Source organism: Pseudomonas sp. GW456-12-10-14-LB2, from assembly GCF_002884345.1.
Taxonomy (GTDB): Bacteria; Pseudomonadota; Gammaproteobacteria; order Pseudomonadales; family Pseudomonadaceae; genus Aquipseudomonas; species Aquipseudomonas paraglycinae.
Genome location: NZ_POHV01000015.1, coordinates 12111 through 37474 on the forward strand (window position 1 = coordinate 12111; position 25364 = coordinate 37474).

A 25364-nucleotide genomic window follows, 5' to 3' on the forward strand; every position below is an offset into this window, starting at 1 on the left:
CACCTCGCTAATGGAATTCATCCATTAAGCGTAGAACTTAAAGCCACCAGCGCAATAGAAAGAAGAACGCCATGCTCAATAGCATGCTAAGCAATGTATTACGCGTGTAGATCACCAGACCGATTGCCACTAGTGAGCTCAGCAGATAAGGGTTATCCCACTGCAGATTCAGTTGTTTGTCCGGCATGAATACAATCGGCCCGCAAATCGCGGTCAACATGCCCGGCACGGCAAACCCGAGAAACTGCCGCGCGTTACTGCTCAAACGCACCGGCAGGCGCGGTTCGAGAAACACGTAACGGTTGAGGAACACCAGAATCCCCATGCCGAAAATCACTGCCCAGACCATCATGTGCGCTCCCGATACAGCTTGTTGCAGATAAACCCGGCAGTCATGCCGGCCAGGCCCGACAGCACCAGCGCCGAACCCCATTGCCAGTAGCTGAACAACACTGAGCAGAACAGCGACACCGCTACGCAGACGATCGTCGGCACATTGCGCACCACCGGGGTGATCAGGGCGATGAAGGTCGCGGCAATCGAGAAGTCCAGCCCCAGATGCTCAAGCCCCGGAATGCTGCTGCCGAGCACGATGCCGGCCAGGGTGAAGAGGTTCCAGGCGATGTAAAACGTCAGACCCACGCCCAAGGCGTACCAGCGGTTGAACTGCTGACGATCATGCTGACTGGTCAGAGCGAACAGTTCATCAGTGAGCAAAAAGCCCAGACCGATACGCCAGCGCCCCGGCAACGGCGAAATCACGTGGCGCATGCTCATTCCATAAAGCAGATGCTGCGAAGTCAGCAGCAGCGTGGTCAGCAGAATCGAGAAAATCCCCGCGCCGCCCTTGAGCATGCCGATCGCCACCAATTGCGCAGCGCCGGCGAACACGATGCTCGACAGGCCCTGCCCTTGCAGCGGCGTGAGGTTGGCTTCAATCGCCATGGAGCCGGCCAACAGCCCCCACGGCGCCGTCGCCAGCGATAACGGCATGATCGCCGCGGCTCCGCGAAGAAAGGCACTGCGCGGCATTAATGAGTCAGACATAACACGCTTCAACCGTGAGACAAGACCCCGGACTCTGCCAGCAAATGCCCGTGGGTGGCTTGAACAATCTTGCGCAGTTGGCGCAAATCCTTCCTTCCGTCAGTCGTTTACCGGCGTAACATGACAACCATTCACACACGCGTCAGGGAGACGACATGCTGTATCGAATAGCCACCGACGGGCTGGTGCTGTTTCATTTGCTGTTCATTCTGTTTGTGCTGTTCGGCGGGCTGCTGGTGCTCAAGTGGCCGCGGCTGATCTGGCTGCATTTGCCGGCGGCGGCCTGGGGCGTGGCGGTCGAGGTGTTGCACCTGACCTGTCCGCTGACCTATTGGGAAAACCTGATGCGCCACGCCGCCGGGCAGACCGAATACGCCGGCGGATTCATCGAACATTACATCTGGCCGATCATCTACCCGGCGGGGCTGACCCCGCAGATTCAGTTGGTGCTGGGCAGCGTGGTGCTGGTGGTCAACCTGCTGGTATACGGGCGCCTGATTCGCCGCTGGAAACTGCGGCGCGCCGCGCGCATTCCGTTTTAACGCGCTTTCAAGGTTTCCAGCCAGGCCGGATCGAGGCGCGTCTGATCGGTATCCAGACCGAGCGCTTCCATCCGCGTCTTGTGTGTTTCGACTTCCCGGTGCAATTGCGCGTGATCGCTGGAGTTACCGTCCAGTTCATGCATCTGGGTCAGCCCCAGGTGATAGAAACGCAGCACCTTCATCGCCACCGGATCACCCTTCTCCACCGCCGCCGTCACCTGATGCATCACATTGGTGACGCTCATCAGGCTGCGCTTGAGCCGCCAGCCGTACACCGCGGGAGCCATCCAGGTCTGGTTCCAGAATCGCCCGCGCAGCAACGCCGCCGTCAGCAGAAATGCGCCAAACACCCCGCCGACATTGAACCGCAGATTATCCCCGCCCGGCTCGCCGAACAGCGCCACCGCCACAGTCGAAAACACCATCGCCAGCACCAGAAACAGCACCGCGATGATCAGCGTGCTGCGCCGGGTCTGCTGGCGATAAGTGATGGCATCGATCGGTTGAATCTCGAACATCGCGACAGGCTTCCATGGCTTGAGTTAAAAAGAGGCTGCGCATTATCGCCTCTGAGGCGGATTTAGCTATGCTGGAGCGCCTTTTCATCTTTTCTACGTCCAACGGGGACATGGCGATACCACGCAGATCGTGCCATCTTCATTCATGGATACACACTATTCGGATGCCATTGGCCATGCTGGCAATGACATCGTTTTAAGGATCACTGCATGACCCAACGACACGTAATCAATGCCTCGGTCAGCCCAAAAGGCAGCCTCGAAACCCTTTCCCAACGTGAAGTTCAGCAACTGAGCCAGGCCGGAACCGGCAGCACCTACACCCTCTTTCGCCAGTGCGCCCTGGCCATCCTCAATACTGGCGCCCATGTCGACAACGCAAAAACCATTCTTGAAGCCTACAAGGACTTCGAAATCCGCATCCACCAGCAGGATCGCGGTGTGCGCCTGGAGCTGTTGAACGCCCCGGCCGACGCCTTCGTCGACGGCGAAATGATCGCCAGCACCCGGGAAATGCTGTTCAGCGCCCTGCGCGATATCGTCTACACCGAAAACGAACTCGATGCCCTGAGCATCGACCTCAGCACCTCCCAAGGCATCAGCGACTACGTCTTCCACCTGCTGCGCAACGCGCGCACCCTGCGTCCGGGCGTCGAGCCGAAAATCGTCGTGTGCTGGGGCGGCCACTCGATCAACACCGAAGAATACAAATACACCAAGAAAGTCGGCCACGAACTGGGCCTGCGCAGCCTCGACATCTGCACCGGCTGCGGCCCGGGCGTGATGAAAGGCCCGATGAAAGGCGCGACCATCGCCCACGCCAAGCAGCGGATTCACGGTGGCCGTTACCTCGGCCTGACCGAGCCGGGCATCATCGCTGCCGAAGCGCCGAACCCGATCGTCAACGAACTGGTGATCCTGCCGGACATCGAAAAACGCCTGGAAGCCTTCGTCCGCGTCGGCCACGGCATCATCATCTTCCCGGGCGGCGCCGGCACCGCCGAAGAGTTCCTGTACCTGCTGGGCATCCTGATGCACCCGGACAACGCCGGCCTGCCGTTCCCGGTGATTTTGACCGGGCCGAAACACGCCGCGCCGTACCTGGAACAACTGGACGCCTTCGTCACCGCCACCCTCGGCGAAGCGGCGAAGAAGCACTACGAAATCATCATCGACAACCCGGCCGAAGTGGCGCGGCAGATGACGGCGGGCCTCAAGGCCGTGAAGCAGTTCCGCCGCGAACGCGCCGACGCGTTCCACTTCAACTGGCTGCTGAAGATCGACGAAGGCTTCCAGCGCCCGTTCGATCCGACCCACGAAAACATGGCCAACCTCAAGCTGCACCGCGATCAGCCGCCCCATGAACTGGCGGCCAACCTGCGCCGCGCGTTCTCCGGGATCGTCGCCGGCAACGTCAAGGACAAGGGCATCCGCCTGATCGAGGAACACGGGCCGTATCAGATCCGTGGCGACGCCGCGATCATGCAGCCCCTCGATCTGCTGCTCAAAGCCTTCGTCGCCCAGCACCGGATGAAACTGCCGGGTGGCGCGGCGTATGTGCCGTGCTATCGCGTGGTGTCCTGACCCGAAGCGACCAGTGCCCGAAGCGCAACGCTTCGGGCACTCCTTATAAAAAGAGCGAACCATGGATCACATCAACCACATCCTGATCGTCGACGATGACCGCGAGATCCGCGAGCTGGTCGGCAATTACCTGACCAAGAACGGCCTGCGCAGCACCGTGGTCGCCGATGGCCGGCAGATGCGCAGTTTTCTGGAAGCCAACACGGTCGACCTGATCGTGCTCGACATCATGCTCCCCGGCGATGACGGGCTGGTGCTGTGCCGCGAACTGCGCGCCGGCAAGCACAAGGCGATCCCGATCCTGATGCTCACCGCCCGCGACGACCAGACCGACCGCATCCTCGGCCTGGAAATGGGTGCCGACGATTACCTGACCAAACCCTTCGCTGCCCGCGAATTGCTGGCGCGGATCAACGCCGTGCTGCGCCGCACGCGAATGCTGCCGCCCAATCTGCTGATCACCGAAACCGGACGCCTGCTCGCGTTCGGCCGCTGGCGCCTGGACACCACCGCCCGCCACCTGCTCGATGAAGACGACACCATGGTCGCCCTAAGCGGCGCCGAATATCGCCTGCTCCGGGTGTTTCTCGATCATCCGCAACGGGTGCTCAGCCGCGACCAGTTGCTGAATTTGACCCAGGGTCGCGACGCGGACCTGTTCGACCGCTCCATCGATTTGCTGGTCAGCCGCCTGCGCCAGCGTCTGCTGGACGACTCCCGCGAGCCGACCTACATCAAGACCGTGCGCAACGAGGGTTATGTTTTCTCCTTCGCCGTGGAGATGCTCGCCGAATCCTGACGGATTTGTATCGCTCTGTATAAATTCGCCGCGCAGATACGTAACCCGCGTTTTCGGGCCGCAACACCACATATCAGCGATACACCCTCGCGTTTGAATGAACCCACCAGAAAGCACTGGTTCACTCATCTCAAACGCAAGGAGAAGCACCATGTTCAAGTCCTCGAAATCCCTGGTACTCGCAATCAGCCTGTTCAGCGGTTTGGCCCTGGCCGACCTGGCGTCCGCCAGCTCCCAGCCGCTGGTTGCCGAATACGGCTCGGAAAACCTGCAGAAGGATCGCGTAGCCGAAGGTGGCGCGGATCGCTTGCAGGAACTGCGCGAACGCGTGGCTGAAGGCGGCGCGGATCGTTTGCAGGAACTGCGTGAGCGCGTCGCCGAGGGCGGTGCGGACCGCTTGCAAGAGCTGCGCGAACGCGTGGCTGAAGGCGGCGCGGATCGTTTGCAGGAACTGCGTGAGCGCGTCGCCGAGGGCGGTGCGGACCGCTTGCAAGAGCTGCGCGAACGCGTCGCCGAAGGGGGTGCCGATCGCTTACAGGAACTGCGCGAACGTTCGGCCCGCAGCGTACTGGTCGCCGAGAACCGTCCCGAGTTCGGCTCCAAGTACCAGCGTTACTGATCGTTTGTACCGCCGTTGTCGATTCCTGCCGGGGGCGCTCTGCCCCCGCAGCGTTCACTACCGATAAGCCTTGTTCTCTGACACAAAAGCCCGCTGTTTCCCCACGACAGCCGCCATGGCTCGTACTAAGCTGCGCGATTGATTTGTTCAGGGACGATCCATGAAACGATTTGCCGCCTGTCTGCTGTCCATGCTGGCCCTGACGGCCACCGCGGCGGATCTGCAACTGCTCACCGACAACCACCCGCCCCTGCATTTCATGCAAGGCAATCAGCTCGCAGGATTCGGTGTGGACGTGGTGCAGGCTCTGGCGACCCAGACCGGCGACCGCATCCATCTGCAACAAGTCCCGCTGCTGCGCGCCCTGCGCATGGCCAGCGACACGCCCGACACCGGCGTATTCACCGTGCTGCGTACCGATGCGCGCGACGATCGCTATCAATGGGTCGGGCCGCTGATCGAAGTCGAAACCGCGCTATACGCCCGCGACAATCTCCAGCCTCCCGTGCACAGCCTGCGTGAAGCCGATCACCTGGGCCGGATCACCGTACCGCGCAAATGGCTGGTCTACAGCTATCTGCAAGGGCAAGACCTGAACAACCTCTACGGCGTGGAAACCCCGGAGCAGATGATGCGACTGTTCAGCCTGGGGCGTACCGATTTCGTGGTCTCCGATACCTGGTCCAAAGCCGCCCTCGCCCGCGAACAAGGCATGGAGCCGGGACGCTTGCAGTACCAGATCCCGTTGATGAAACAGAACACCTACATTGCCTTTTCGCCGCAGACCGATCCGGAACAGGTCGCACGCTGGCAGCAGGCGCTGGATACATTGCGGGCCGACGGTCGTCTGGAGCAACTGCGCCAGCGCTGGCTGAGCAATACCCTACCGCGCTGATCGCGCATCAACACCTTCGATAACAACTATGCGCAAGGGTGTTTTCACATCAAACCCCTCCAGCACTACAGTGGGCCCCATCTTCTCCCCACTCTCTGGAGCAACATCATGAAAGACATCATCGCACTCGGCTTCATTGTTTCTCTGATTGGCGCCACCTCCGCCATCGCCGCCCCACACGCCAGCACCCCGGTTGTCGCGGCGGCGACCGTCGGCCAGTCCGGCACCCTGAACGTCGACACCGTCAGCAACGACGCCGAACACCAAGGCCTCAAACTGCAACAGAACGCCGAACAGACCAAACTGTACGTCGCGGAAAATCGCCCGGAATTCGGTTCCAAATATCAGCGCTACTGAGTGATCGGTTTGAGCTGCCAGAAACAGGAAACCCCGCCGAAGCGGGGTTTCTTGCATTTGGGCATCAGCGAACCAGTCGCGCGGCCAGTGCCTTGGCCTGCAACGCCACATCGGTGACGGCGGTGCTTTCCCACCACATGCCACGCAACGGCGGGCCCATGGCAAACAGGCGGTTCGAGACCCGGCCCTCGACATCCAGCACCGCACCGTCCACCTCTGCCGCGATCCCCAGTGCCAGCGGCCCTGGACGAACCAGACCGCGCGCCAGCAACTGCTGCGGCAAAGGTCGCGCGACCCGGCGCCAGTCGTATTCGATGCCGCTGGAATTGATCAACGCCGCGCCCTGCACTACGCGGGTTTCGGCCTCACCGCGAGGGCGAATGAGGATACTCACGCCGTCGCCCGATGCAGGCTCAAGACCCTTGTAAGACGCCGCATGAATGCGCAATCGCCCTTCCCGGTGCAGACGCTCGACCAGTTCCGCACTCAGCGGCGGCGAACGATGGTGATGACTTTCCCACCACGGCCGCACATGCCGCACGAATTGCCGGCGCTGCACATCGCTGGCCTGACTCCATAACCGGCCGATGTGCGCACGCACGGTGTCAAGCGGCGCCTGCCAGTCGATGCCCTGTGCGATGGCGTCGCGGCAATGCCGGCGCAATTCGCGCAGTAACTGGCGTGGTGTGCGAATGCTGTGATCCTCGGCGAGGAAGTCCACCCACGCGGGCGGTTGCCGACGCACATGGGGCAACAACCCGTGCCGGGAAAACACCTCGATCGGCCCGCGATGCCCGGCCTGCTCCAGCGACACCACGGCATCGACCATGGTCAGGCCGGAGCCGATGATCAGCACCGTCGATTGCGGATCGAGCTGGCGCATGGCCGCGACATCCCACGGATCGAGTGCCGCCGCGTTGAGACCACTGGATTCTTTTTGCGGGGTGCGGGCAGCCGGGAACATCCCGGTCGCCAACACGGCAAAAGCCCCGAGCAATTGCTGACCGTTACTCAAGGTGAGCTGCACGGAATCACTGGAGGCCTGAACATCGACCACTTCGGCGCGCACATGCTCGACCGTAGAACCGTGTTGCGCGCCCACCTGCTGCGCTTCGGCGAGACGCTGTTGCACATACACGCCAAACAGCCCCCGAGGTGGAAACAGTTCGCTGACCGGCACATGTTGCTGATCCGACTCCGGCCAGCCGCCACCGGCGATGTGAGCGGTCAGCCACTGGGTCAGGTCATCGGCATTGTCCGGGTCAACGCTCATCCGCGCCGCGTTGCCGTTAAGCGTGTGGCCCAGTTCCACCGCACTGTACGCTTCGCCCCGGCCCAGCTCGGCCCGGGGCTCGATCACCAGAATCTTTCTGCGCCCCGGCAAACGCAGCAATTGCACCGCCAGCATCGTGCCGCTGAGGCCGCCGCCGACAATCAGGATGTCGGCGTGACGCAGTGCGGTCGTATCGGTTTGAGTCATGCCGTTCTCGCTGCAGAGGGTTTGCTCAAGGCAGTGTCATTCAGACGCCGCGAAGGCGTCTAGACGGACGCGACTTTTTTCTCCTGCCGATGCAGCTCGCCGAGGTTTCGATAGACGCTGCCCGGATGAACCTCCGGCAGTCTCGGCCCTTCGCCAAACAGCTTCTCGCGCAAGGTCCCCGGCGCGTACTCGGTCTTGTAGACCCCGCGCTTCTGCAACTCCGGCACCAGCACTTCCACGGCGTCGATGAAGGTTTCGTGGGTCAGCGCGTAGGCCAGGTTGAAGCCGTCGACGTCGGTTTCGTCGACCCATTCCTGCAACAGGTCCGCCACCGTTTCCGGGCTGCCGACGAACAACGGGCCGAAGCCGCCGATGCCGACCCAGTCGGCCAGTTCGTTGGGGGTCCAGACCTTGTTCGGATCCGCCGTGGAAAACGCCTCGACCGCCGATTGAATCGCGTTGGTGTGCACATGCTTGAGCGGTTCGTCCGGTTTGAAGCGGCTGAAGTCGATGCCGGTCCAGCCGGAAATCAGCGCCATCGCGCCTTCGTAGCTGACCCAGGATTTGTATTCTTCGAATTTGGCTTTGGCCTTGGCGTCGGTTTCGCCGAGGATCACGGTTTGCAGGTTGAAAATCAGGATCTTCGACGGATCACGCCCGGCCTCGGCGGCGCGGCGGCGGATGTCGGCCACGGTTTTCTTCAGCAGCACTTTCGACGGGACAGCGACAAAAACGCATTCGGCATGCTCGGCGGCAAACTGCTTGCCCCGGCTGGAAGCACCCGCCTGATAGAGAACCGGCGTGCGCTGCGGCGACGGTTCGCAAAGGTGAATGCCCGGCACCTGAAAGTGTTTCCCGTGGTGGCGGATCTCGTGAATCTTGCTCGGGTCACTGAAGATCCGCCGTTCGCGATCGCGCAGAATCGCGCCCTCTTCCCAACTTCCTTCCCAGAGTTTGTAGCAGACCTCGAGGTATTCTTCGGCGAAGTCGTAGCGTGCGTCATGTTCGGTCTGGGCTTGCTGGCCGATGTTCTTCGCGCCGCTCTCCAGATAAGAGGTGACGATGTTCCAGCCGGCACGGCCTTTGGTCAGGTGATCGAGGGTCGACAGGCGTCGTGCGAATGGATACGGATGCTCGAAGGACAGCGAAGCGGTCAGACCGAAGCCCAGGTGCTCGGTGACCAGCGCCATCGGTGGGATCAACTGCAACGGATCGTTGACCGGCACCTGCGCCGCCTGCCGGATCGCCGCTTCGCCATTGCCGTTGTACACGTCGTAGATGCCCAGCACATCGGCGATAAACAAACCGTCGAACTTGCCGCGCTCGAGGATTTTCGCCAGATCGGTCCAGTACTCCAGATCCTTGTACTGCCAGGAGCGATCCCGAGGGTGAGCCCACAGGCCCGGCGACTGATGACCGACGCAGTTCATGTCGAAGGCGTTGAGACGGATTTCGCGGGGCATCAGACGGTACTCCCGATGTTCAGGAGGCGTTTAGCGGTTTGATTTGAAGCGATCATGTGAGGCGACTCCGTGGTTTCCGGATGAGGATCCAGAACCCATAGCAGGAGTCATGCCTGAATACATTTTCTTTATTTATCAATAGATTGAGATAACAACCTAAAGCAGTCTGCACGCAGGATGGAGCAAACTGTTTATCCGCTGTCGGCCCTGCAACAGTCAGATCACCACATTTCGCACGAAGCGCGCCGCCACTTCCCCGTCATTGCGATAGGTGTGCGGCTGGTTGCTGGCGAACATGAAAAACTCCCCGGCGGCGATGCGCTGGGGTTGATCGCCGAGCATCAGCGTCAGGCAGCCTTCGAACACGAAAATCTGCTCGCTCCAGCCTTCGGCGTCCGGTTGCGAGGGATAGACCTCACCCGGTTGCAGGCACCATTCCCACTGCTCCACCGCGCGGGTGGCATTGGCCTTGGATAGCAAAACGGCTTTGCTGCCGGGGATGCTGCCGGCCCAGGCAAGTTCGTTGATCCGGCCGGGATCGCGATTGTCCGGGGCCTGGATCAGATCACTGAAGGCCACTTCGAGGGCTTCGGCGACGCGGTCGAGGGTGGTCAGGCTGACATTCTTCTCGCCGGCCTCGATGGCCACCAGCATCCGCCGGCTGACCCCGGACTTTTCCGCGAGGGCCGTCTGGCTCATGTCGGCGGCGTGGCGCAGGCGCCGGACGTTCTGGCTGACGTGTTGCAGGACCGAAGCCCGCTGAACGGAATCTTTGTGCACTATATTGCTCACTGGCTGGAGTTGGGCAGTATACTGCGCAACATTTGGCGCATTGTGCGTCTCCTCCTTAAAAGTGCGCAAGGTCATGACGTCAGCCAATCCCTCCCAATCTTCCCTGCGGTTTTCCCGATTCAGCAAAGCCGAGTGCGTGCTGGTGCTGATCACCATGCTTTGGGGCGGCACCTTTCTGTTGGTGCAGCACGCGATGACCGTCAGCGGTCCGATGTTTTTCGTCGGCCTGCGCTTTGCTGCCGCCGCGGGCATCGTTGCGCTGTTCTCCTGGAAGCACCTGCGTGAGCTGACCCTGTTCGAACTCAAGGCCGGTGCCTTTATCGGCGTGGCGATCCTGCTCGGTTACGGTTTGCAGACTGTCGGTTTGCAGAGCATTCCAAGCAGCCAGTCGGCGTTCATCACCGCGCTGTACGTGCCGTTCGTGCCTCTGCTGCAATGGCTGGTTCTCGGCCGGCGCCCGGGTTTGATGCCGAGCATTGGCATCATGCTGGCGTTTACCGGGCTGATGCTGCTTTCCGGGCCGTCCGGTGCTTCGCTGAATTTCAGCCCCGGTGAAATCGCCACGCTGATCAGCGCCATCGCGATAGCAGCCGAAATCATCCTGATCAGCAACTATGCCGGGCAGGTCGATGTGCGTCGCGTAACCGTTGTGCAACTGGCGACGACTTCGGTGCTGTCGTTTTTGATGGTGGTACCGACCGGCGAGGCAATTCCGGACTTCTCGTGGCTGTTGCTGAGTACGGCTCTGGGCCTGGGCGCGATGAGTGCGGCGATTCAGGTGGCGATGAACTGGGCGCAGAAAAGTGTTTCGCCGACCCGAGCGACCTTGATCTACGCCGGTGAGCCGGTGTGGGCCGGAATCGTCGGGCGCATCGCGGGGGAGCGTTTGCCAGCGATTGCATTGGTGGGTGCGGGGCTGATCGTGGCGGCAGTGATCGTCAGTGAATTGAAGACCAAAGGCAAAGAGACACAAACGGTCACGGAAGAATTGGAGCACGAGACCGAAGGCTAAACGGGGTTTTACGGCTACTTTGTAGGATTCAGAGACATCCTCGCGTTTGGCGATCCGGGAGCTGGCACGTATGATGCTTCACAAACTTCCGCAGATTAGAAGCCTATGTCCCTGATAGTTCTACTGCTTCTGCCTTTTCTGGGCAGCTGTCTGGCAGCCGTGCTGCCGCACAACGCACGTAACGCCGAATCCCTGCTGGCAGGTCTGGTCGCACTGGTCGGGACTGTCTCGGTCGCGCTGCTATACCCGCAGATCGCCCACGGCGGCGTGATCCGCGAAGAATTCACGTGGCTGCCCAGCCTGGGCCTGAACTTCGTCCTGCGCATGGACGGCTTCGCCTGGCTGTTCTCGATGCTGGTGCTGGGCATCGGCACCCTCGTTTCCTTATATGCCCGTTATTACATGTCGCCGGACGATCCGGTGCCGCGTTTCTTTGCGTTCTTTCTGGCGTTCATGGGCGCCATGCTGGGGCTGGTGATCTCCGGCAACCTGATTCAAATCGTGTTCTTCTGGGAGCTGACCAGCCTTTTCTCGTTCCTGTTGATCGGCTACTGGCACCACCGCCACGACGCGCGCCGTGGTGCGTACATGGCGTTGATGGTCACCGGTGCGGGCGGATTATGTCTGCTGGCGGGGGTCATGATCCTCGGCCATGTGGTCGGCAGCTATGACCTGGACAAGGTCCTGGCCGCCGGCGATCTGATTCGCGCACATGCCCTCTACCCCATCCTGCTCCCCCTCATTCTTATCGGCGCCCTCAGCAAAAGCGCCCAGTTCCCCTTCCACTTCTGGCTGCCGCACGCGATGGCGGCGCCCACACCGGTTTCGGCGTACCTCCATTCGGCGACCATGGTCAAGGCAGGGGTTTTCCTGCTGGCCCGGCTGTGGCCGTCGCTGTCCGGCAGCGAAGAATGGTTCTACATCGTCAGCGGCGCCGGTGCCGCCACGCTATTGCTCGGCGCGTACTGCGCGATGTTCCAGAACGATCTCAAAGGACTGCTGGCCTACTCGACCATCAGCCATCTCGGCCTGATCACGCTGCTGCTCGGCCTGAACAGCCCGCTGGCCGCCGTGGCGGCGGTGTTCCACATTCTCAACCACGCGACCTTCAAGGCTTCGCTGTTCATGGCCGCGGGGATCATCGACCACGAAAGCGGCACCCGCGACATCCGCAAACTCAACGGCCTGTTCAAACTGATTCCGTTCACCGCCACCCTGGCGATGGTGGCCAGTGCATCCATGGCCGGGGTGCCGCTGCTCAACGGTTTCCTGTCGAAAGAAATGTTCTTCGCCGAAACCGTGTTCATCAACGCCACGGCGTGGGTCGAAGCCGCGTTGCCTATCGTCGCGACGATTGCCGGCACGTTCAGCGTGGCCTATTCACTGCGCTTCACTGTTGATGTGTTCTTCGGCCCGACCGCCACCGACCTGCCGCACACCCCGCACGAACCGCCACGCTGGATGCGCGCGCCAGTTGAGTTGCTGGTGTTCACCTGTTTGCTGGTAGGGATTTTCCCGGCACAAGTTGTAGGCCCGTTGCTGGCCACTGCCGCCTTGCCGGTGGTGGGTGGCGTGCTGCCGGAATACAGCCTGGCGATCTGGCACGGCCTCAATGCACCGATGATCATGAGCCTGATCGCCATGTCCGGCGGTATCGTGGTCTATCTGCTACTGCGCAACCAGCTCAAGCGCGGCCGCTTCAAGTATCCGCCGCTGGCGGGCCGCCTCAACGGCAAGCGAATGTTCGAGCGCAGTCTGGTGGCGATGATGCGCCTGGCCCGGCGGCTGGAGCGGCGCATCGGCACCAAGCGTCTGCAAACCCAGCTGTTCCTGATGGTGTTGGCGGCAGTGCTGGCCGGCCTGATCCCAATGCTGCACAGCAGCCTGAGCTGGGGCGACCGGCCGAAGATCCCTGGCTCGATCGTGTTCGTGACCCTGTGGCTGCTGGCAATCGCCTGCGCCCTCGGCGCCGCGTGGCAGGCCAAGTATCACCGTCTCGCGGCCCTGACCATGGTCAGCGTCTGCGGGCTAATGACGTGCGTGACCTTCGTCTGGTTCTCGGCGCCGGATCTGGCCCTGACGCAACTGGTGGTCGAAGTGGTGACCACCGTGTTGATCCTGCTCGGCCTGCGCTGGCTGCCACGGCGGATCGAAGAGGTTTCGCCGCTGCCAAGCAGCCTGCGCAAGGCGCGGGTACGGCGTCTGCGCGACTTGCTGCTGTCGATTGCCGTTGGTGGCGGCATGGCGCTGCTGTCCTACGCGATGCTGACCCGGCAGACGCCGAACGACATTTCCTCGTTTTACCTGAGCCGCGCCCTGCCCGAGGGCGGCGGCAGCAACGTGGTCAACGTGATGCTGGTGGATTTCCGTGGTTTCGACACCCTTGGCGAAATCACGGTGCTGGCCGCCGTGGCACTGACCGTGTTCGCCCTGCTGCGTCGCTTCCGCCCGCCGAAAGAAAGCCTGCAACTGCCGGCCCAGCAGCGCCTGCTCGCCCCCGACGTGGTCACCGATCTGGTCAACCCGCGCTCGGCCAGCGACACCGCGCTCGGTTTCATGATGGTGCCGGCGGTGCTGGTGCGTCTGTTGCTGCCGATTGCGCTGGTGGTGTCGTTCTACCTGTTCATGCGCGGGCACAACCAGCCGGGTGGCGGCTTTGTCGCCGGTCTGGTGATGTCGGTGGCGTTCATCCTGCAATACATGGTCGCCGGCACCCAGTGGGTCGAGGCGCAAATGAGCCTGCGCCCACTGCGCTGGATGGGCACCGGCCTGCTGTTCGCCACCGTCACCGGCCTCGGGGCGATGGTGGTGGGTTATCCGTTCCTCACCACCCACACCTGGCATTTCAGCCTGCCGCTGCTGGGTGACATCCATATCGCCAGCGCGCTGTTCTTCGATATCGGCGTCTACGCCGTGGTGGTCGGCTCGACCTTGCTGATCCTCACCGCCCTCGCCCACCAATCGGTCCGGGGCCACAAAACCGCTGCCGCCAAAGGAGCCGTCTGATGGAAGAAGTCATCGCAATCGCCATCGGCGTGCTCGCCGCGTCCGGGGTCTGGCTGATCCTGCGGCCAAGGACATTCCAGGTGGTGATGGGCCTATGCCTGCTCTCTTACGGCGTCAACCTGTTCATCTTCAGCATGGGCAGCCTGTTCATCGGCAAGGAGCCGATCATCAAGGACGGCGTGCCGCAGGATCTGCTCAATTACACCGACCCGCTGCCCCAGGCGCTGGTGCTGACGGCCATCGTCATCAGCTTCGCCATGACCGCTTTGTTTCTGGTGGTGCTGCTGGCCTCACGGGGCCTGACCGGCACCGACCACGTTGACGGAAGGGAGCCCAAGGAATGACGGCGATGACTCACCTGATCGCCGCACCGATCCTGCTGCCGCTGCTGACCGCCGCCATCATGCTGATGCTCGGCGAGAAGCACCGACCACTGAAGGCGAAAATCAACCTGTTCTCCAGCCTCCTCGGCCTCGGCATCTCGGTAATGCTGCTGCAATGGACCCAGACCACCGGCGTTCCCGGTTCGATTGGGGTTTATCTGCCGGGCAACTGGCAGGTGCCGTTCGGCATCGTGCTGGTGGTCGATCGTCTGTCGGCATTGATGCTGGTGCTGACCGGAATCATTGGCGTCAGCGCCCTGCTCTTCGCCATGGCCCGCTGGGACGGCGCGGGGTCGAGCTTCCACGCCTTGTTCCAGATTCAGTTGATGGGACTTTACGGCGCATTCCTGACGGCGGACCTGTTCAACCTGTTCGTATTCTTCGAGGTGCTGCTCGCCGCGTCCTACGGTTTACTGCTCCACGGCTCGGGCCGGGCGCGGGTGTCGTCGGGGCTGCATTACATTTCGATCAACCTGCTGGCCTCGTCGCTGTTTTTGATCGGCGCGGCATTAATCTACGGCGTGACCGGCACGCTGAACATGGCGGATCTGGCCCTGAAGATCCCGCTGGTGCCGGAAGCCGACCGAGGCCTGCTGCACGCTGGCGCAGGGATTCTGGCCGTGGCGTTCCTGGCCAAGGCCGGCATGTGGCCACTGAACTTCTGGCTGGTACCGGCCTACTCGTCGGCCAGCGCGCCGGTGGCGGCGATGTTCGCGATCATGACCAAGGTCGGCGTCTACACCTTGCTGCGTCTGTGGACGCTGCTGTTCTCGGGCCAAGCGGGCGCTTCGGCTTACTTCGGCGGTGACTGGCTGATCTACGGCGGCATGGCGACCATGGCCGGTGCGGGCGTGGCAATCATTGCCGCGCAACGCCTGGAACGCATGGCTAGCCTGAGCATTCTGGTGTCGGCGGGGATCCTGCTGTCGGCCGTGGGTTTTGCCCAACCCAATCTGATCGGCGCCGCGCTGTTCTATCTGGTCAGCTCGACCCTGGCGTTGAGCGCGCTGTTCCTGCTGGCTGAGTTGATCGAACGCTCGCGTACCGCCATCGAAGTGCCGCTGGAAGATGAAAACGAACTGCTGCCGCGTCCGCAGGAGTGGCAGCGTCCGGTCAAGGGCATCAACCTCGACGACGATCAGAAAGCCGTGGTCGGTCAGGTGATCCCGTGGACCATGGCCTTCCTCGGCCTGAGCTTCATTGCCTGCGCGCTGCTGATTATCGGTATGCCGCCGCTGTCCGGTTTCATCGGCAAGCTGAGCCTGATCGGCGCCCTGCTCAACCCGCTGGGCCTCGGCGCCGGCGAACCGATCTCGAATGCCGCATGGGCGTTGCTGGCCCTGCTGATCCTCACCGGACTCGGCTCGCTGATGGCGTTCTCGCGCCTGGGCATCCAGCGCTTCTGGTCGCCCGAAGAGCGCCCGTCGCCCCTGCTGCGCAAACTGGAATGCACGCCGATTTTCCTGCTGCTCGGGCTGAGCATCGCGCTGACCTTCAAGGCTGAACCGCTGTTGCGTTACACCCAGGCAGCGGCCGATGCGCTGAACAATCCGCAGCAATACGTAATGGCAGTGCTCGGCACCCGCGCCGTGCCGAGCCCGGAAGCCAAGGCTGCGCTGCTGGAGGTGCAACCATGAAACGTCTGTTTCCTGCTCCTTGGCTGTCGCTTGCGCTGTGGTTGCTCTGGCTGGTGCTGAACCTGTCGGTCAGCCCGGGCAATCTGCTGCTGGGTGCCGTACTCGGTTTCAGCGCTCCACTGATGATGCGCAAGCTGCGCCCGCAACGGATTCACATCCGCCGCCCGGGCACGATCCTGCGATTGTTTCTGCTGGTCGGGCGCGATGTGATCGTCTCGAACCTGCAGGTGGCCTGGGGTGTACTCAACGCCGGTCGTCGGCCGCTTCGTTCACGCTTCATCAAGGTGCCTCTGGACCTGCGCGATGCCAACGGTCTGGCGGCGCTGTCGATGATCTGTACGGTCGTGCCCGGCACGGTATGGTCGGAGCTGGCGCTGGATCGCAGCATTCTGTTGCTGCACGTGTGGGATCTGGATGACGAAGCGCAATTCATCCAGCACTTCAAGGTCACTTACGAGCGGCCATTGATGGAGATTTTCGAATGAGCCCGCTGCTGTCGAACGCGATTCTGCTGACGCTGTTCCTGTTTTCCCTGGCCATGGTCCTCACGCTGGTGCGCCTGTTCAAAGGCCCGTCGGCGCAAGACCGGGTACTGGCGCTGGATTACCTGTACATCGTCGCCATGCTGATGATGCTGACCCTGGGGATTCGTTATGCCAGTGACACCTACTTCGAAGCGGCGCTGCTGATCGCGCTGTTCGGCTTCGTCGGCTCGTTTGCTTTGGCGAAGTTCCTCCTGCGTGGCGAGGTGATCGAATGAACGCTGAACTGTCTCTCTGGGTGGAAATCCCGGTGGCGATCCTGCTGGTCCTCAGCGGCGTGTTCGCCCTGATCGGCGCGACCGGCCTGCTGCGGATGAAAGATTACTTCCAGCGCATGCACCCGCCGGCGCTGGCCTCGACGTTGGGCGCGTGGTGCGTGGCGCTGGCGTCGATCATCTGTTTTTCGGCGCTCAAGTCCGGGCCGGTGCTCCATGCATGGCTGATCCCGATTCTGCTGTCGATCACCGTACCGGTGACTACCCTGTTGCTGGCGCGAGCGGCGTTGTTCCGCAAGCGTATGGCCGGAGATGACGTGCCGGCCGAGGTCAGCAGCCGGCGCACTGAAACCGGCAGTTAAATCCAGGCAACAGCCAACAGCCCGGCTCCCAATATCAGACACAGCGGCGAGTAAACCCAAGTGTCGAGCCGGGCGAACCGCGACCCCTTCACTTCCTTGAAAAACCCCACCAGCTCCGAATCGCCGATTGCCCGTGCAAACATCAGCAGCGCAATCGCGCTGATCACCCATTGCAGCGCCCAGTCATGCACGGCGGGCAGCCACCACCCCACTCGCATGCACACCAGTGCGGCAATCAGTAGCAGGGCTGCCGCCACCACCAGCGTGATCCAGCCTGACGGCTTGAACGCCGGCCTGAGCGTCAGTCCGCCGTTGTCCACCGGAACCTGCGGCACCACCGCCACGGCCGCCCACTGCCCACCCATCGCCCAATACACATGCATCAGGCTGATCACCGCAAATATCGTCACCAGCCATTGAGCCAACACAAAGGTCATGGTCGAGAATCCTTTAAAGGGATTTGAACAAAACATCCTAGTCGGCATTTTTCCATGTGCACGACCGGTCGGCGGTGCGGTAAAGTGCCGCCCCATGAAATTCACCCGTACCGATCGCTCACTGCTGGCCTGGATGCTCTATTGCTGCGTCCTGTTCAACGTGTTCGCCTGCAGCATCGGTCACGGACAAATGGTCGGCATGCAGCTCAACGGTATCGGCGGCCAGTTCTGCGCCGTCGACCCGAGCACCCAGGCGCCGCTCGCCTCGAATCCCGCCGAAGAAAAACTGCCGACCCTGGCCAAGGCCTTCGGTTGTCCGCTGTGCTCCACAGGCGGCATGGGCCCGGCGTTCAACTCCAGCCTGACCCTCGCGATCCTGCCTGAACAACACAGCCCGCCGCTGCCGGTCATCGTCAGCGCCGACCTCCCTGCCCGCTTCATCTGGCCTTCGGCCAACCCTCGCGCCCCGCCGCTCGCCTGAGTGTCCTTGCCTTTTTGATTTGTCAGCCCACTGCGCCAACGCGCGGCGTTCGCCTGTGCGCTGACTCCTAGACAAGCATTCAGGATTCAATCGATGAAACAACTTACCTTGCTGGCGAGCCTGTGCGGCTGCCTGTCCGTCAACGTCTGGGCGCAATCCACCGTGGATCTGGCGCCAATCACCATTGACAGCGAGTCCGGCGCCGAACCGGGCCTGAGCCTCGACCAGTCCAGTGGCATGGCCTCGCACCTGGGCCTCAGCGTGCGCGACACCCCGGCGTCGGTGGCGATTGCCAACCGCAATGACATCGAACGTCACGGCTCGCAAAACTTCCAGGACGCTGCCAACACCTTGCCGGGTGTGAACGCCAGTGCCCCGCCGGGCTTTGGCGGGTTCGTCTCCTATCGCGGTTTCACCAGCAGCCAGATCACCCAGATGTTCAATGGCGTGAACGTTTCCGGCGGCCTGGCTCGCCCCGTAGATTCATGGATTTATGATCGGGTGGAATTGGTCGGCGGCCCCTCGTCGCTGATCAACGGCGCAGGCTCGGTCGGCGGCTCGCTGAACTACGTGACCAAACTGGCCACGCGCGACGAGCAAGCCATCGAAGGTCGGGTCAGCTACGGCACCTACGACACTACCGAAACCGCATTCGGCCTCAACCACGCGCTGAGCGAACCCGGCGCCGAGGTGCAGCATTACGCGCGTCTCGACGTCAGCCACAATACCAGCAACGGCTACATCGACCGCCAGGAACGCGATGCCTGGAGCGTGGCGTTCTCGCTGCTCAGCGACCTGACGCCGAACCTGTCGCACACCCTGGCCCTGGAATATCAGGACGAACACGAGGACAGCCCGTACTGGGGCACGCCGGTGCTCAACCCCAAGGCCGGCGAGTTGAAAATCGACAAGCACAACCGCTTCAACAACTACAACGTCGAGGACGGCCGATACGAGCAGCGGACAATCTGGGTGCGCTCGATCATCGACTACCGGATCAACGACAGCACCACCCTGCGCAACACCCTCTATCACCTCGACAGCCAGCGTGATTACCGCAACCTGGAAACCTATCAATACAACGCCGACAACAGCGCGGTGAACCGCTCCACTGCCTATCAGGTTCGGCACCAGGGCGAGCAGAACGGCAACCAGTTCGAACTGCGCCACGACAACAGCCTGTTCGGCCTCGACACCACCTGGTCCGGCGGATTCGAGTACAAGGTCAACCAGACCACCAACTCGCCGCTGAACGTCAAAGGCGCCAGCACGGTGAACCCGAACAACTACCGACCGGGGCATTTCTATGACATTCCCGGAACGATGCCGGGTTTCGTCAGCGACAAGACCAACGAAATCACCACCAAAGCGCTGTTTGCCGAAAACCGCCTGGCACTGACTGACAAGCTCTCGCTGCTTACTGGCCTGCGGTACGACGATATCGACCTCGACGTGACCAACCATCGCACGGTGACCGCGAGCAACCCGCGTCATTTGAAGCGCAGCTGGGAGCCGGTCACCGGGCGCATCGGCCTGACATACCAGTTCATTCCGTCAGCCAATGTGTACGTGCAATACAGCACCGCCGCCGAGCAACCCAATGGCACCCAGGACTTCGATGTCTCGACCGGCAAGCAATGGGAAATCGGCAGCAAGTTCGACTACCTGAACGGGCGCGGCTCGGCGACAGTGGCCGCCTACACCATCGAGCGCAAGGACTTCGCGGTGACGGATCCGATGGACCCGACTAGCAGCATTCCGGTCGGCCAACAGACTTCGAAGGGCATCGAGATTGCCAGCTCGCTCAGGATCACCGACAAGCTGCTGGCCGAAGGCAACTTCGCCTGGGTCGATGCGCAATACGATGAGTTCAACGAAAAGAACGCCGCCGGCGTAGTGGTTTCCCGCAAAGGCAACACACCGACCAACGTGCCGGACCGGGTCGGCAATCTGTGGCTGACCTACGATTTCTCGCCGCAATGGCAAGGCGGGGTCGATGCGCGGTATGTGGCGTCGGTGTTCGCCGACAATGCCAACACCATGACCGTGCCGTCGTACACGCTGTTTGGCAGCTTCCTCAGCTACCAGGTGGATTCGCACACCACCGTGACCGGGCGGGTGCGCAACCTGACGAATGAGGTGTATGCCGAGTTCGCCCATGTGTCGCCGGCGTATTACCTCGGCTCACCGCGCACCTTTGAGCTGGCTGTGCAAACCCGCTTCTAAAAGCTTCGCGGGCAAGCCCGCCCCCACAGGAATCGATGTGTTTTCAAAGCTCAGAGCACACCGAAAAACCTGTGGGAGCGGGCTTGCCCGCGATAAGGCCCATCGTTACGGCCTCTATTTCAAATCAGCTGAAACCTTATCTGCCACATCCTTCGGTAACCACGCCTGCCACACATCCGGATGCGCCTTCATGAACGCCACCGCCGCATCCCGGGGCGCCGTGTGTTTCTCGCTCATTTCGGCCAGCGCCTTGTTCAGATCATCAATCGGAAAATCGACCTTGCTGAAAAACTCGGCAATCTGCGGATACTGCTTCTGGAACGGCGTGGACACCCCGATCGACAGCTTAGAGGCCAGTGAACGGGTCGGTTTCGGATTGGGGTTATCGGCGTCGGTCAGGGTTTTCCAGGCCTCGGCATCAAAAGGCGGCTCTTCCAGCTGGATCAGCTTGAACTTACCGAGCAGTGGGGTCGGCGACCAGTAATAGAACAGCACCGGTTCGCCGCGACGGATCGATGAGCTGATTTCCGCATCCAGTGCCGCACCGGAGCCGCTGCGGAAATTGACGAAATCGTCCTGCAAGCCGTAAGCCGTGAGCTTCTGCTTGTTCACCACCTCCGACGTCCAGCCGATCGGGCTGTTGAGGAACCGTCCCTTGCTCGGGGTTTCCGGATCCTTGAACACGTCCTTGTACTTCTTCAGATCGCTGACACTGCGCAGCTCCGGCGCCAATGGCTTGATGCCTTTGGCCGGATCGCCCTTGATCACGTACTCCGGCACCCACCAGCCTTCGGTGGCGCCTTTGACCGTGTCGCCCAGGCTGACGACCTTGCCTTCGGCCTCGGCCTTGACCCATACCGGACTGCGCCCGGCCCACTCTTCGCCGATGACCTGAATGTCATTGTTGGCCAGCGCAGTCTCAAGGGTGATGGTGGTGCCCGGCAAGGTATCGGTCGGCAGGCCGTAACCCTTCTCGACGATGATCCGCAGGACGTCGGTGATCAGGCTGCCGCTTTCCCAGTTCAGGTCGGCAAAGTGGATCGGCGCCTGTGCCGCGCTCACCGCAGGCACCGCCGTCATCAAGCCGAAGGAGGTCAGGCCAGCGGCCAGCAACCGTCGAAATCCGTTCATGCTTTTGCACCTCGTGCTGTTCACAGCAATAGCAGGATGGCCTGACAGAAGACCGCAAGCCTCTGAATACTCAGTCAACTGACTGTAGACGAGGTTCCTGCTTTTTCAGGGGCATGACACGGATGAGGCTACTTTTCAGAAATTTCCTGCAGGTTCTTCAGCTCGCGTCTGACCATGCTGGCGTATTCCGCAGGCTGCAAGGCGTAGATCTGCGAGGCGACCCACCCCAGCCAGGCGGCCTTCATTTCGGCCTTTGCAGTGAACAATCGACGTGCTTCTTCACGGGCGCTGTCGAGGTTCTGCAAATGGAAATCGGCGCGGCTCACTCGCTGGCCTTGAACGTCACCAGTTCGCCCTTGCGCCACTTGGCGGCTTTGGCGGTGACGGCTTTCAGGGTCTTGGTCAAGCCTTCCTGCAGTTGTTCATTGGCCGCGAACACGGTGACCGCGCTGTGGCCTTCCTTGAACACAATGGCATGGCCGTCGGCCGTGGTGACGAACGCGTAGTCGCCCAAGCCGTACACAGTCATTTTGATTTCGCGAAAGCGGATGTCCATCTTGCCGCCTTCACGGCTCGGCAGCACCGACGCGCTGAAATGATCACCGACCTTGAGCTTGAGGCCAGGTTTGTCATCGACCACCAATGCGCTTTCGGTGTCGATCTCGGCAACGTAAATGCCTTCGGCGTTTTGCTCGGTGATGTAAACAAAACGCGATTGAAACTGCTTGACCAGCTTTGCCCGCAAATCACCCAGCACGAACAAAGCATGCATATCGAGGTTACTGACTGCCAAAGAAACATCCCCACACTTGAAAAGAGTGCCGTACGCGAAAAGCGCGCACGGCAGTAAAAGTCGGCCAGGCCGAAGGTGTTGCACAATGACTCGAATATACGCCTGAGCGAGCGAAGTGCTCATTCAACGCGAGTTGCACAAGACTACTGGAATGCCACTCACGAAACCTGCAAAGACGTTCTCCAAATGTTGAAGGAAAACGCGTCACGGTCAGCCAGAGAAAACTGACTACGAACTTTAGGGAAAAAACTCACCAAGAAAATCACTTTTCCGACATATCGCACGCAAAAAATTGCTTTAGATAGTGCCATGCCGTCAACAGGTGTTGGCGATTCTAGAGCAGCGATGCTGTTCACGACTACCCGCAACACCCTGTAAATGCGGGTCAATCCATGAAAAGGACTTCATATGTGCACTATGACGCATTTTGCCGTGACTCACGAACCTGCCTTTGTCCTGAACACTCCAGGCTTTGAGACTGTTCCTACAATCGAGTCTTGCGGTCAGGCACCGTTGTTTCAGGTGATCCCGGCGGGCAATGGCTTTTTCCATATCAGGGAAAAGTCGACGGGGCTTGTCAGAGGTTTCCGCGAGGATCACAACGCCGCCTGCGCCCTCGCCCGTTCACTGGAATCGCGGATCGAACTCCTGGCCGACGAGCACCTCAGATAAAGAGAGTGACCGACCCCGCCATCCTTCAAGGAGTACACCATGGAACTGCCTGCTTACAACCTGACAACCCTGTTCGATCAATTAGGGCTGCCTTCGGAGGAAACGGCGATCGACGACTTCATCGAAGCCCATCCGCTGGACGCCGATACCAAGCTGATCGACGCCGACTTCTGGAGCCCGCAGCAGGCGCAGATGCTCAAGGAGTGGCTACGGGCCGATGGCGAGGAAGCCATCATGGTCGATGAGCTGAATGTGCGCCTGCACCGGGGCAAGTAATCTTGATCAGTGCAGGCTGTCACCGGTTTCAGCGCTCAATTGCGCAAGCCATGCGGCCCTGCACTCTTCCGCTTCATTACGACTCGCGAAAGCGGTGCCGCGGCGTTCACCATTGAGCAGCACCACCCAGCAGACACTTTGTCCCATCGCGCGCAGCCCGGCAGGTACGCCGCTGCCGATCATCACCGCGACATCGACTCTGCATTGCATGTTGACCTCCCAACTTCATTAGCAACCTAACTATGTGGGCATGTTAATGATTTGGATCAAGAGGAAACAGCAACGCCGCTGCACAGATTAATTGCAGTTCCGGCAACAATGCCTCAGCGCGGATTTTCGGGTTTGTAGCCCAGACGCAACCCGCCCCAATGCCGGCCCTTGACCATGATCGGTACCGACAGGTCGTGCATCAACTCGCCGGTATCGCGGGTGTAAGTCTGCAACAGCACCGGTTGCTGATGGCTGCCGCAGCGGATGCCGGTGCGGTCGGCGAACTTGCGTTTGGTGCGATTGTTGACGGTATCGACCTGCACATCCCCGGTCAGCGGCTGGCTGAACGCCTGATTGTGGGTCGGCACGTAACCCTGCTGCGTACAGGCGATGGCGAACACCAGGCCTTCGTGGCGCGGCAGCAACGGTTCCTGAATGGCCGGAAGTACCTGATCGGTGTAGCGGTCGAAACGGGTCTGGAACTTGGCGGGCTGGGTGTCGGGAATCGGCTGATACTGGCGGTCGAACAGGTCTTCAAGGCTGATGCGCCCTTGCTCGACATCGGCCTCGAACCGCGCGGCAATCTGACTGGCTCCTTCGCGGGCGAGGTCGTAGATACGCTGGTGATAGTCGTCCAGACCGACTTCGGCCAGGCGTTCGCTGATGGTTTCTGCCTGCCCTTCCATTTGCACGGCTGCGTCGGCCAAGCGTCGAGTCTGTTGGTCGCTGATCGCCAGATCGCTGCGCATCTGCTCGATGGCGGTGAACAGGCTGTCGAGCTGTTCACGATTGGTTTCCGCGCCTCGGGCGATTTCGCCGACTTGGGTTTCTACGCCGGCAGCCAGTCGCGCGATGTTTTCCAGGTGCTGACCGGTGTGTTCGACTTGCTCGACGCCCGTGTGCAAATCGTCGGAAAGCTGGCGAATCTGCTCCACCACCTGCGCCGTGCGTTGCTGGATGTCGGCGACCATCTCGCCCACTTCGCCGGTGGCTGTCGCGGTACGGGCCGCCAGACCGCGCACTTCATCCGCCACGACCGCAAACCCACGACCGTGCTCGCCGGCCCGGGCCGCTTCGATGGCGGCGTTCAATGCCAGGAGATTGGTCTGACTGGCAATCGACTGAATCACCAGCGTCACGCGCTGGATGTCATCACTGCGCTGGCTCAAGGCTTCGATCAGTTCGCGGCTGGCATTGGCACGCTGGCTGAGTTGATGCATGCGCGTGATCGAGTCCACCAGTTCGGTGCGCCCTGCTGCGCTGCTGTGATGGGCTTCGCTGGCAGCGCCCAAGGCTTCACGGCTGAGCTGCGAAGTGGCCTGCTCAGTGGCGATCATGACTTCGGCGTTGTTGACGATCTGCGCGGCGGCGTCGAGTTGCGATTGCAGCTTGCCGGCCAGCTCTTTGACGGAAAACGCAACGCCGGCGGCTGACAGCGCGTTATGACTGGTTGTGTAGGAAAGGTCGCGAGTCAGCTCGGACATCGCGTTACTGCTGTCGACCGGTTGCGCATCGGGAACCGCCCGGGAACGCAGGCGCGGCAGCCAGACGATCAGCACCGCCAGCGGCATGCCGACGTACAACGGCCATTCGCCCAGGCTCATTCCGGCCAGCAACAGCATCAGAGCGATGCTTTGCAGGGTCGGCGTCAGCCAGCGATTCTTCGGCAAAACAACTGGTGCAGGCAGAGCCGCAACCAGAGATCCATCTCTCGTCATTTTGTTACCCCACGCTTGTTCTCATTGTTGTGACTGCATTAAACGCCACTACAACGCCATTATCCATGGTCCGTTAGTCGTGGGTCTGTGGCAGGTCAATGGAATGGCGGGGAGACTTTCCGGCAGACGAGAAAAAGCAAAGATCGCAGCCTTTTGCAGTTCATGTA

At 61.3% G+C, this 25364-nt stretch carries 29 protein-coding genes; 17 read left to right on the forward strand and 12 right to left on the reverse strand.

Annotated elements, in window-relative coordinates; translation table 11 throughout:
* Positions 1-37: 37 nt before the first annotated feature.
* Positions 38-349, reverse strand: coding sequence for an AzlD domain-containing protein (locus tag C1X29_RS12510; protein ID WP_164872179.1), 312 nt, complete (start codon positions 347-349; stop codon positions 38-40).
* A complete protein-coding gene (locus C1X29_RS12515) occupies positions 349-1047 on the reverse strand; it encodes an AzlC family ABC transporter permease (RefSeq protein WP_102717560.1) in 699 nt (232 codons plus the stop codon). Before C1X29_RS12515 ends, C1X29_RS12510 begins: the two co-directional genes overlap by 1 nt.
* A 155-nt stretch (positions 1048-1202) precedes the next feature.
* Between C1X29_RS12515 and C1X29_RS12520 the strand changes: the two genes are divergently transcribed.
* The gene (locus tag C1X29_RS12520) at positions 1203-1589 is read left to right on the forward strand and encodes a DUF2784 domain-containing protein (RefSeq protein ID WP_102717561.1); all 387 of its coding nucleotides are present in this window, start codon (positions 1203-1205) and stop codon (positions 1587-1589) included.
* On the opposite strand, the gene C1X29_RS12525 is transcribed toward C1X29_RS12520, so the two are convergent.
* Positions 1586-2107 carry a DUF3087 domain-containing protein gene (locus C1X29_RS12525; RefSeq protein ID WP_102717562.1) on the reverse strand — a complete coding sequence of 174 codons (522 nt, stop codon included), beginning with the start codon at positions 2105-2107 and terminating at the stop codon, positions 1586-1588. The two genes, C1X29_RS12520 and C1X29_RS12525, sit on opposite strands and share 4 nt — an antisense overlap.
* Positions 2108-2317: 210 nt before the next feature.
* On the opposite strand from C1X29_RS12525, the gene ppnN reads away from it, so the two are divergent.
* The 5 genes from ppnN (at position 2318) to C1X29_RS12550 (ending at position 6361) form a co-directional block, all read left to right on the forward strand.
* Entirely contained in the window at positions 2318-3691 is a 1374-nt protein-coding gene (ppnN, locus tag C1X29_RS12530; RefSeq protein ID WP_039766997.1) for a nucleotide 5'-monophosphate nucleosidase PpnN, read from the forward strand.
* A gap of 61 nt (positions 3692-3752) precedes the next feature.
* Complete coding sequence (locus C1X29_RS12535) at positions 3753-4490, forward strand: response regulator (RefSeq protein WP_039766999.1); 738 nt, start codon at positions 3753-3755, stop codon at positions 4488-4490.
* Between the two features lie 151 nt (positions 4491-4641).
* Positions 4642-5109 carry a hypothetical protein gene (locus C1X29_RS12540; protein ID WP_102717563.1) on the forward strand — a complete coding sequence of 156 codons (468 nt, stop codon included), beginning with the start codon at positions 4642-4644 and terminating at the stop codon, positions 5107-5109.
* A 160-nt stretch (positions 5110-5269) separates the two neighbouring features.
* Positions 5270-6004, forward strand: coding sequence for an ABC transporter substrate-binding protein (locus C1X29_RS12545; RefSeq protein WP_085746179.1), 735 nt, complete (start codon positions 5270-5272; stop codon positions 6002-6004).
* A 108-nt stretch (positions 6005-6112) separates the two neighbouring features.
* Positions 6113-6361, forward strand: a complete 249-nt coding sequence (locus C1X29_RS12550) for a hypothetical protein (protein WP_039767006.1) — start codon at positions 6113-6115, stop codon at positions 6359-6361.
* Between the two features lie 64 nt (positions 6362-6425).
* On the opposite strand, the gene C1X29_RS12555 is transcribed toward C1X29_RS12550, so the two are convergent.
* The 3 genes from C1X29_RS12555 to C1X29_RS12565 form a co-directional block, all read right to left on the reverse strand.
* Positions 6426-7841: an FAD/NAD(P)-binding protein gene (locus tag C1X29_RS12555; protein WP_102717564.1), complete on the reverse strand. Its 1416-nt coding sequence runs from the start codon at positions 7839-7841 to the stop codon at positions 6426-6428.
* A gap of 59 nt (positions 7842-7900) precedes the next feature.
* Positions 7901-9304, reverse strand: coding sequence for an LLM class flavin-dependent oxidoreductase (locus tag C1X29_RS12560; protein WP_102717565.1), 1404 nt, complete (start codon positions 9302-9304; stop codon positions 7901-7903).
* A 216-nt stretch (positions 9305-9520) separates the two neighbouring features.
* Complete coding sequence (locus C1X29_RS12565) at positions 9521-10084, reverse strand: helix-turn-helix domain-containing protein (protein ID WP_007950529.1); 564 nt, start codon at positions 10082-10084, stop codon at positions 9521-9523.
* Positions 10085-10169: 85 nt separating this feature from the next.
* On the opposite strand from C1X29_RS12565, the gene C1X29_RS12570 reads away from it, so the two are divergent.
* The 7 genes from C1X29_RS12570 to C1X29_RS12600 all read left to right on the forward strand — a co-directional run bounded on the left by C1X29_RS12570 (position 10170) and on the right by C1X29_RS12600 (position 17253).
* The gene (locus C1X29_RS12570) at positions 10170-11108 is read left to right on the forward strand and encodes a DMT family transporter (protein WP_102717566.1); all 939 of its coding nucleotides are present in this window, start codon (positions 10170-10172) and stop codon (positions 11106-11108) included.
* 105 nt (positions 11109-11213) lie between these two features.
* Positions 11214-14114 carry a monovalent cation/H+ antiporter subunit A gene (locus C1X29_RS12575; RefSeq protein WP_102687075.1) on the forward strand — a complete coding sequence of 967 codons (2901 nt, stop codon included), beginning with the start codon at positions 11214-11216 and terminating at the stop codon, positions 14112-14114.
* Positions 14114-14458, forward strand: a complete 345-nt coding sequence (locus C1X29_RS12580) for a Na+/H+ antiporter subunit C (protein WP_003192163.1) — start codon at positions 14114-14116, stop codon at positions 14456-14458. Before C1X29_RS12575 ends, C1X29_RS12580 begins: the two co-directional genes overlap by 1 nt.
* On the forward strand, positions 14455-16134 hold the full coding sequence (locus C1X29_RS12585) for a monovalent cation/H+ antiporter subunit D (protein ID WP_085602918.1): 1680 nt from the start codon (positions 14455-14457) through the stop codon (positions 16132-16134). Before C1X29_RS12580 ends, C1X29_RS12585 begins: the two co-directional genes overlap by 4 nt.
* A complete protein-coding gene (locus tag C1X29_RS12590) occupies positions 16131-16619 on the forward strand; it encodes a Na+/H+ antiporter subunit E (RefSeq protein ID WP_102687073.1) in 489 nt (162 codons plus the stop codon). Before C1X29_RS12585 ends, C1X29_RS12590 begins: the two co-directional genes overlap by 4 nt.
* Positions 16616-16894 (forward strand): K+/H+ antiporter subunit F, encoded by a 279-nt coding sequence (locus C1X29_RS12595; protein WP_011334688.1) that lies wholly within the window; start codon positions 16616-16618, stop codon positions 16892-16894. Before C1X29_RS12590 ends, C1X29_RS12595 begins: the two co-directional genes overlap by 4 nt.
* Positions 16891-17253: a Na+/H+ antiporter subunit G gene (locus tag C1X29_RS12600; protein WP_007950534.1), complete on the forward strand. Its 363-nt coding sequence runs from the start codon at positions 16891-16893 to the stop codon at positions 17251-17253. The genes C1X29_RS12595 and C1X29_RS12600 overlap by 4 nt, the downstream gene beginning before the upstream one ends.
* Here C1X29_RS12600 and C1X29_RS12605 read toward each other — a convergent pair.
* Positions 17250-17690 carry a DUF3995 domain-containing protein gene (locus C1X29_RS12605; protein WP_102717567.1) on the reverse strand — a complete coding sequence of 147 codons (441 nt, stop codon included), beginning with the start codon at positions 17688-17690 and terminating at the stop codon, positions 17250-17252. The two genes, C1X29_RS12600 and C1X29_RS12605, sit on opposite strands and share 4 nt — an antisense overlap.
* A gap of 94 nt (positions 17691-17784) precedes the next feature.
* Between C1X29_RS12605 and C1X29_RS12610 the strand changes: the two genes are divergently transcribed.
* Together C1X29_RS12610 and C1X29_RS12615 are read left to right on the forward strand one after the other, a co-directional pair.
* Positions 17785-18171, forward strand: coding sequence for a DUF2946 domain-containing protein (locus C1X29_RS12610; protein WP_085602912.1), 387 nt, complete (start codon positions 17785-17787; stop codon positions 18169-18171).
* Between the two features lie 93 nt (positions 18172-18264).
* Positions 18265-20397 (forward strand): TonB-dependent siderophore receptor, encoded by a 2133-nt coding sequence (locus C1X29_RS12615; protein WP_102717568.1) that lies wholly within the window; start codon positions 18265-18267, stop codon positions 20395-20397.
* Positions 20398-20511: 114 nt separating this feature from the next.
* Here C1X29_RS12615 and C1X29_RS12620 read toward each other — a convergent pair whose 3' ends face one another.
* The 3 genes from C1X29_RS12620 to C1X29_RS12630 all read right to left on the reverse strand — a co-directional run bounded on the left by C1X29_RS12620 (position 20512) and on the right by C1X29_RS12630 (position 22321).
* Entirely contained in the window at positions 20512-21528 is a 1017-nt protein-coding gene (locus C1X29_RS12620; protein ID WP_102717569.1) for an ABC transporter substrate-binding protein, read from the reverse strand.
* 128 nt (positions 21529-21656) lie between these two features.
* Positions 21657-21854 carry a hypothetical protein gene (locus C1X29_RS12625; protein WP_102717570.1) on the reverse strand — a complete coding sequence of 66 codons (198 nt, stop codon included), beginning with the start codon at positions 21852-21854 and terminating at the stop codon, positions 21657-21659.
* Complete coding sequence (locus tag C1X29_RS12630; RefSeq protein ID WP_007950541.1) at positions 21851-22321, reverse strand: hypothetical protein; 471 nt, start codon at positions 22319-22321, stop codon at positions 21851-21853. Before C1X29_RS12630 ends, C1X29_RS12625 begins: the two co-directional genes overlap by 4 nt.
* 408 nt (positions 22322-22729) lie before the next feature.
* Between C1X29_RS12630 and C1X29_RS12635 the strand changes: the two genes are divergently transcribed.
* Both C1X29_RS12635 and C1X29_RS12640 read left to right on the forward strand, forming a co-directional pair.
* Positions 22730-22993: a hypothetical protein gene (locus tag C1X29_RS12635; RefSeq protein ID WP_085746168.1), complete on the forward strand. Its 264-nt coding sequence runs from the start codon at positions 22730-22732 to the stop codon at positions 22991-22993.
* A 39-nt stretch (positions 22994-23032) separates the two neighbouring features.
* Positions 23033-23269 (forward strand): DUF2789 family protein, encoded by a 237-nt coding sequence (locus tag C1X29_RS12640; RefSeq protein WP_039767041.1) that lies wholly within the window; start codon positions 23033-23035, stop codon positions 23267-23269.
* A gap of 6 nt (positions 23270-23275) precedes the next feature.
* On the opposite strand, the gene C1X29_RS12645 is transcribed toward C1X29_RS12640, so the two are convergent.
* Both C1X29_RS12645 and C1X29_RS12650 read right to left on the reverse strand, forming a co-directional pair.
* Positions 23276-23479 carry a hypothetical protein gene (locus tag C1X29_RS12645; protein ID WP_039767042.1) on the reverse strand — a complete coding sequence of 68 codons (204 nt, stop codon included), beginning with the start codon at positions 23477-23479 and terminating at the stop codon, positions 23276-23278.
* A 113-nt stretch (positions 23480-23592) separates the two neighbouring features.
* Positions 23593-25197, reverse strand: coding sequence for a methyl-accepting chemotaxis protein (locus C1X29_RS12650; RefSeq protein ID WP_102717571.1), 1605 nt, complete (start codon positions 25195-25197; stop codon positions 23593-23595).
* Positions 25198-25364: the final 167 nt, after the last annotated feature.

Bases quoted from the DNA above. Each gene is read 5' to 3' on its own strand.
- C1X29_RS12645 (WP_039767042.1), bottom strand. From the start codon at position 23,479: ATGCAATGCAGAGTCGATGTCGCGGTGATGATCGGCAGCGGCGTACCT.
- C1X29_RS12620 (WP_102717569.1), bottom strand. From the start codon at position 21,528: ATGAACGGATTTCGACGGTTGCTGGCCGCTGGCCTGACCTCCTTCGGC.
- C1X29_RS12510 (WP_164872179.1), bottom strand. From the start codon at position 349: ATGGTCTGGGCAGTGATTTTCGGCATGGGGATTCTGGTGTTCCTCAAC.
- C1X29_RS12610 (WP_085602912.1), top strand. From the start codon at position 17,785: ATGAAATTCACCCGTACCGATCGCTCACTGCTGGCCTGGATGCTCTAT.
- C1X29_RS12545 (WP_085746179.1), top strand. From the start codon at position 5,270: ATGAAACGATTTGCCGCCTGTCTGCTGTCCATGCTGGCCCTGACGGCC.
- C1X29_RS12650 (WP_102717571.1), bottom strand. From the start codon at position 25,197: ATGACGAGAGATGGATCTCTGGTTGCGGCTCTGCCTGCACCAGTTGTT.
- C1X29_RS12640 (WP_039767041.1), top strand. From the start codon at position 23,033: ATGGAACTGCCTGCTTACAACCTGACAACCCTGTTCGATCAATTAGGG.
- C1X29_RS12605 (WP_102717567.1), bottom strand. From the start codon at position 17,690: ATGACCTTTGTGTTGGCTCAATGGCTGGTGACGATATTTGCGGTGATC.
- C1X29_RS12595 (WP_011334688.1), top strand. From the start codon at position 16,616: ATGAGCCCGCTGCTGTCGAACGCGATTCTGCTGACGCTGTTCCTGTTT.
- C1X29_RS12585 (WP_085602918.1), top strand. From the start codon at position 14,455: ATGACGGCGATGACTCACCTGATCGCCGCACCGATCCTGCTGCCGCTG.
- C1X29_RS12575 (WP_102687075.1), top strand. From the start codon at position 11,214: ATGTCCCTGATAGTTCTACTGCTTCTGCCTTTTCTGGGCAGCTGTCTG.
- C1X29_RS12535 (WP_039766999.1), top strand. From the start codon at position 3,753: ATGGATCACATCAACCACATCCTGATCGTCGACGATGACCGCGAGATC.
- C1X29_RS12615 (WP_102717568.1), top strand. From the start codon at position 18,265: ATGAAACAACTTACCTTGCTGGCGAGCCTGTGCGGCTGCCTGTCCGTC.
- C1X29_RS12635 (WP_085746168.1), top strand. From the start codon at position 22,730: ATGTGCACTATGACGCATTTTGCCGTGACTCACGAACCTGCCTTTGTC.
- C1X29_RS12570 (WP_102717566.1), top strand. From the start codon at position 10,170: ATGACGTCAGCCAATCCCTCCCAATCTTCCCTGCGGTTTTCCCGATTC.
- C1X29_RS12600 (WP_007950534.1), top strand. From the start codon at position 16,891: ATGAACGCTGAACTGTCTCTCTGGGTGGAAATCCCGGTGGCGATCCTG.
- C1X29_RS12590 (WP_102687073.1), top strand. From the start codon at position 16,131: ATGAAACGTCTGTTTCCTGCTCCTTGGCTGTCGCTTGCGCTGTGGTTG.
- C1X29_RS12550 (WP_039767006.1), top strand. From the start codon at position 6,113: ATGAAAGACATCATCGCACTCGGCTTCATTGTTTCTCTGATTGGCGCC.
- C1X29_RS12560 (WP_102717565.1), bottom strand. From the start codon at position 9,304: ATGCCCCGCGAAATCCGTCTCAACGCCTTCGACATGAACTGCGTCGGT.
- C1X29_RS12580 (WP_003192163.1), top strand. From the start codon at position 14,114: ATGGAAGAAGTCATCGCAATCGCCATCGGCGTGCTCGCCGCGTCCGGG.
- C1X29_RS12515 (WP_102717560.1), bottom strand. From the start codon at position 1,047: ATGTCTGACTCATTAATGCCGCGCAGTGCCTTTCTTCGCGGAGCCGCG.
- C1X29_RS12525 (WP_102717562.1), bottom strand. From the start codon at position 2,107: ATGTTCGAGATTCAACCGATCGATGCCATCACTTATCGCCAGCAGACC.
- C1X29_RS12540 (WP_102717563.1), top strand. From the start codon at position 4,642: ATGTTCAAGTCCTCGAAATCCCTGGTACTCGCAATCAGCCTGTTCAGC.
- C1X29_RS12555 (WP_102717564.1), bottom strand. From the start codon at position 7,841: ATGACTCAAACCGATACGACCGCACTGCGTCACGCCGACATCCTGATT.
- ppnN (WP_039766997.1), top strand. From the start codon at position 2,318: ATGACCCAACGACACGTAATCAATGCCTCGGTCAGCCCAAAAGGCAGC.
- C1X29_RS12520 (WP_102717561.1), top strand. From the start codon at position 1,203: ATGCTGTATCGAATAGCCACCGACGGGCTGGTGCTGTTTCATTTGCTG.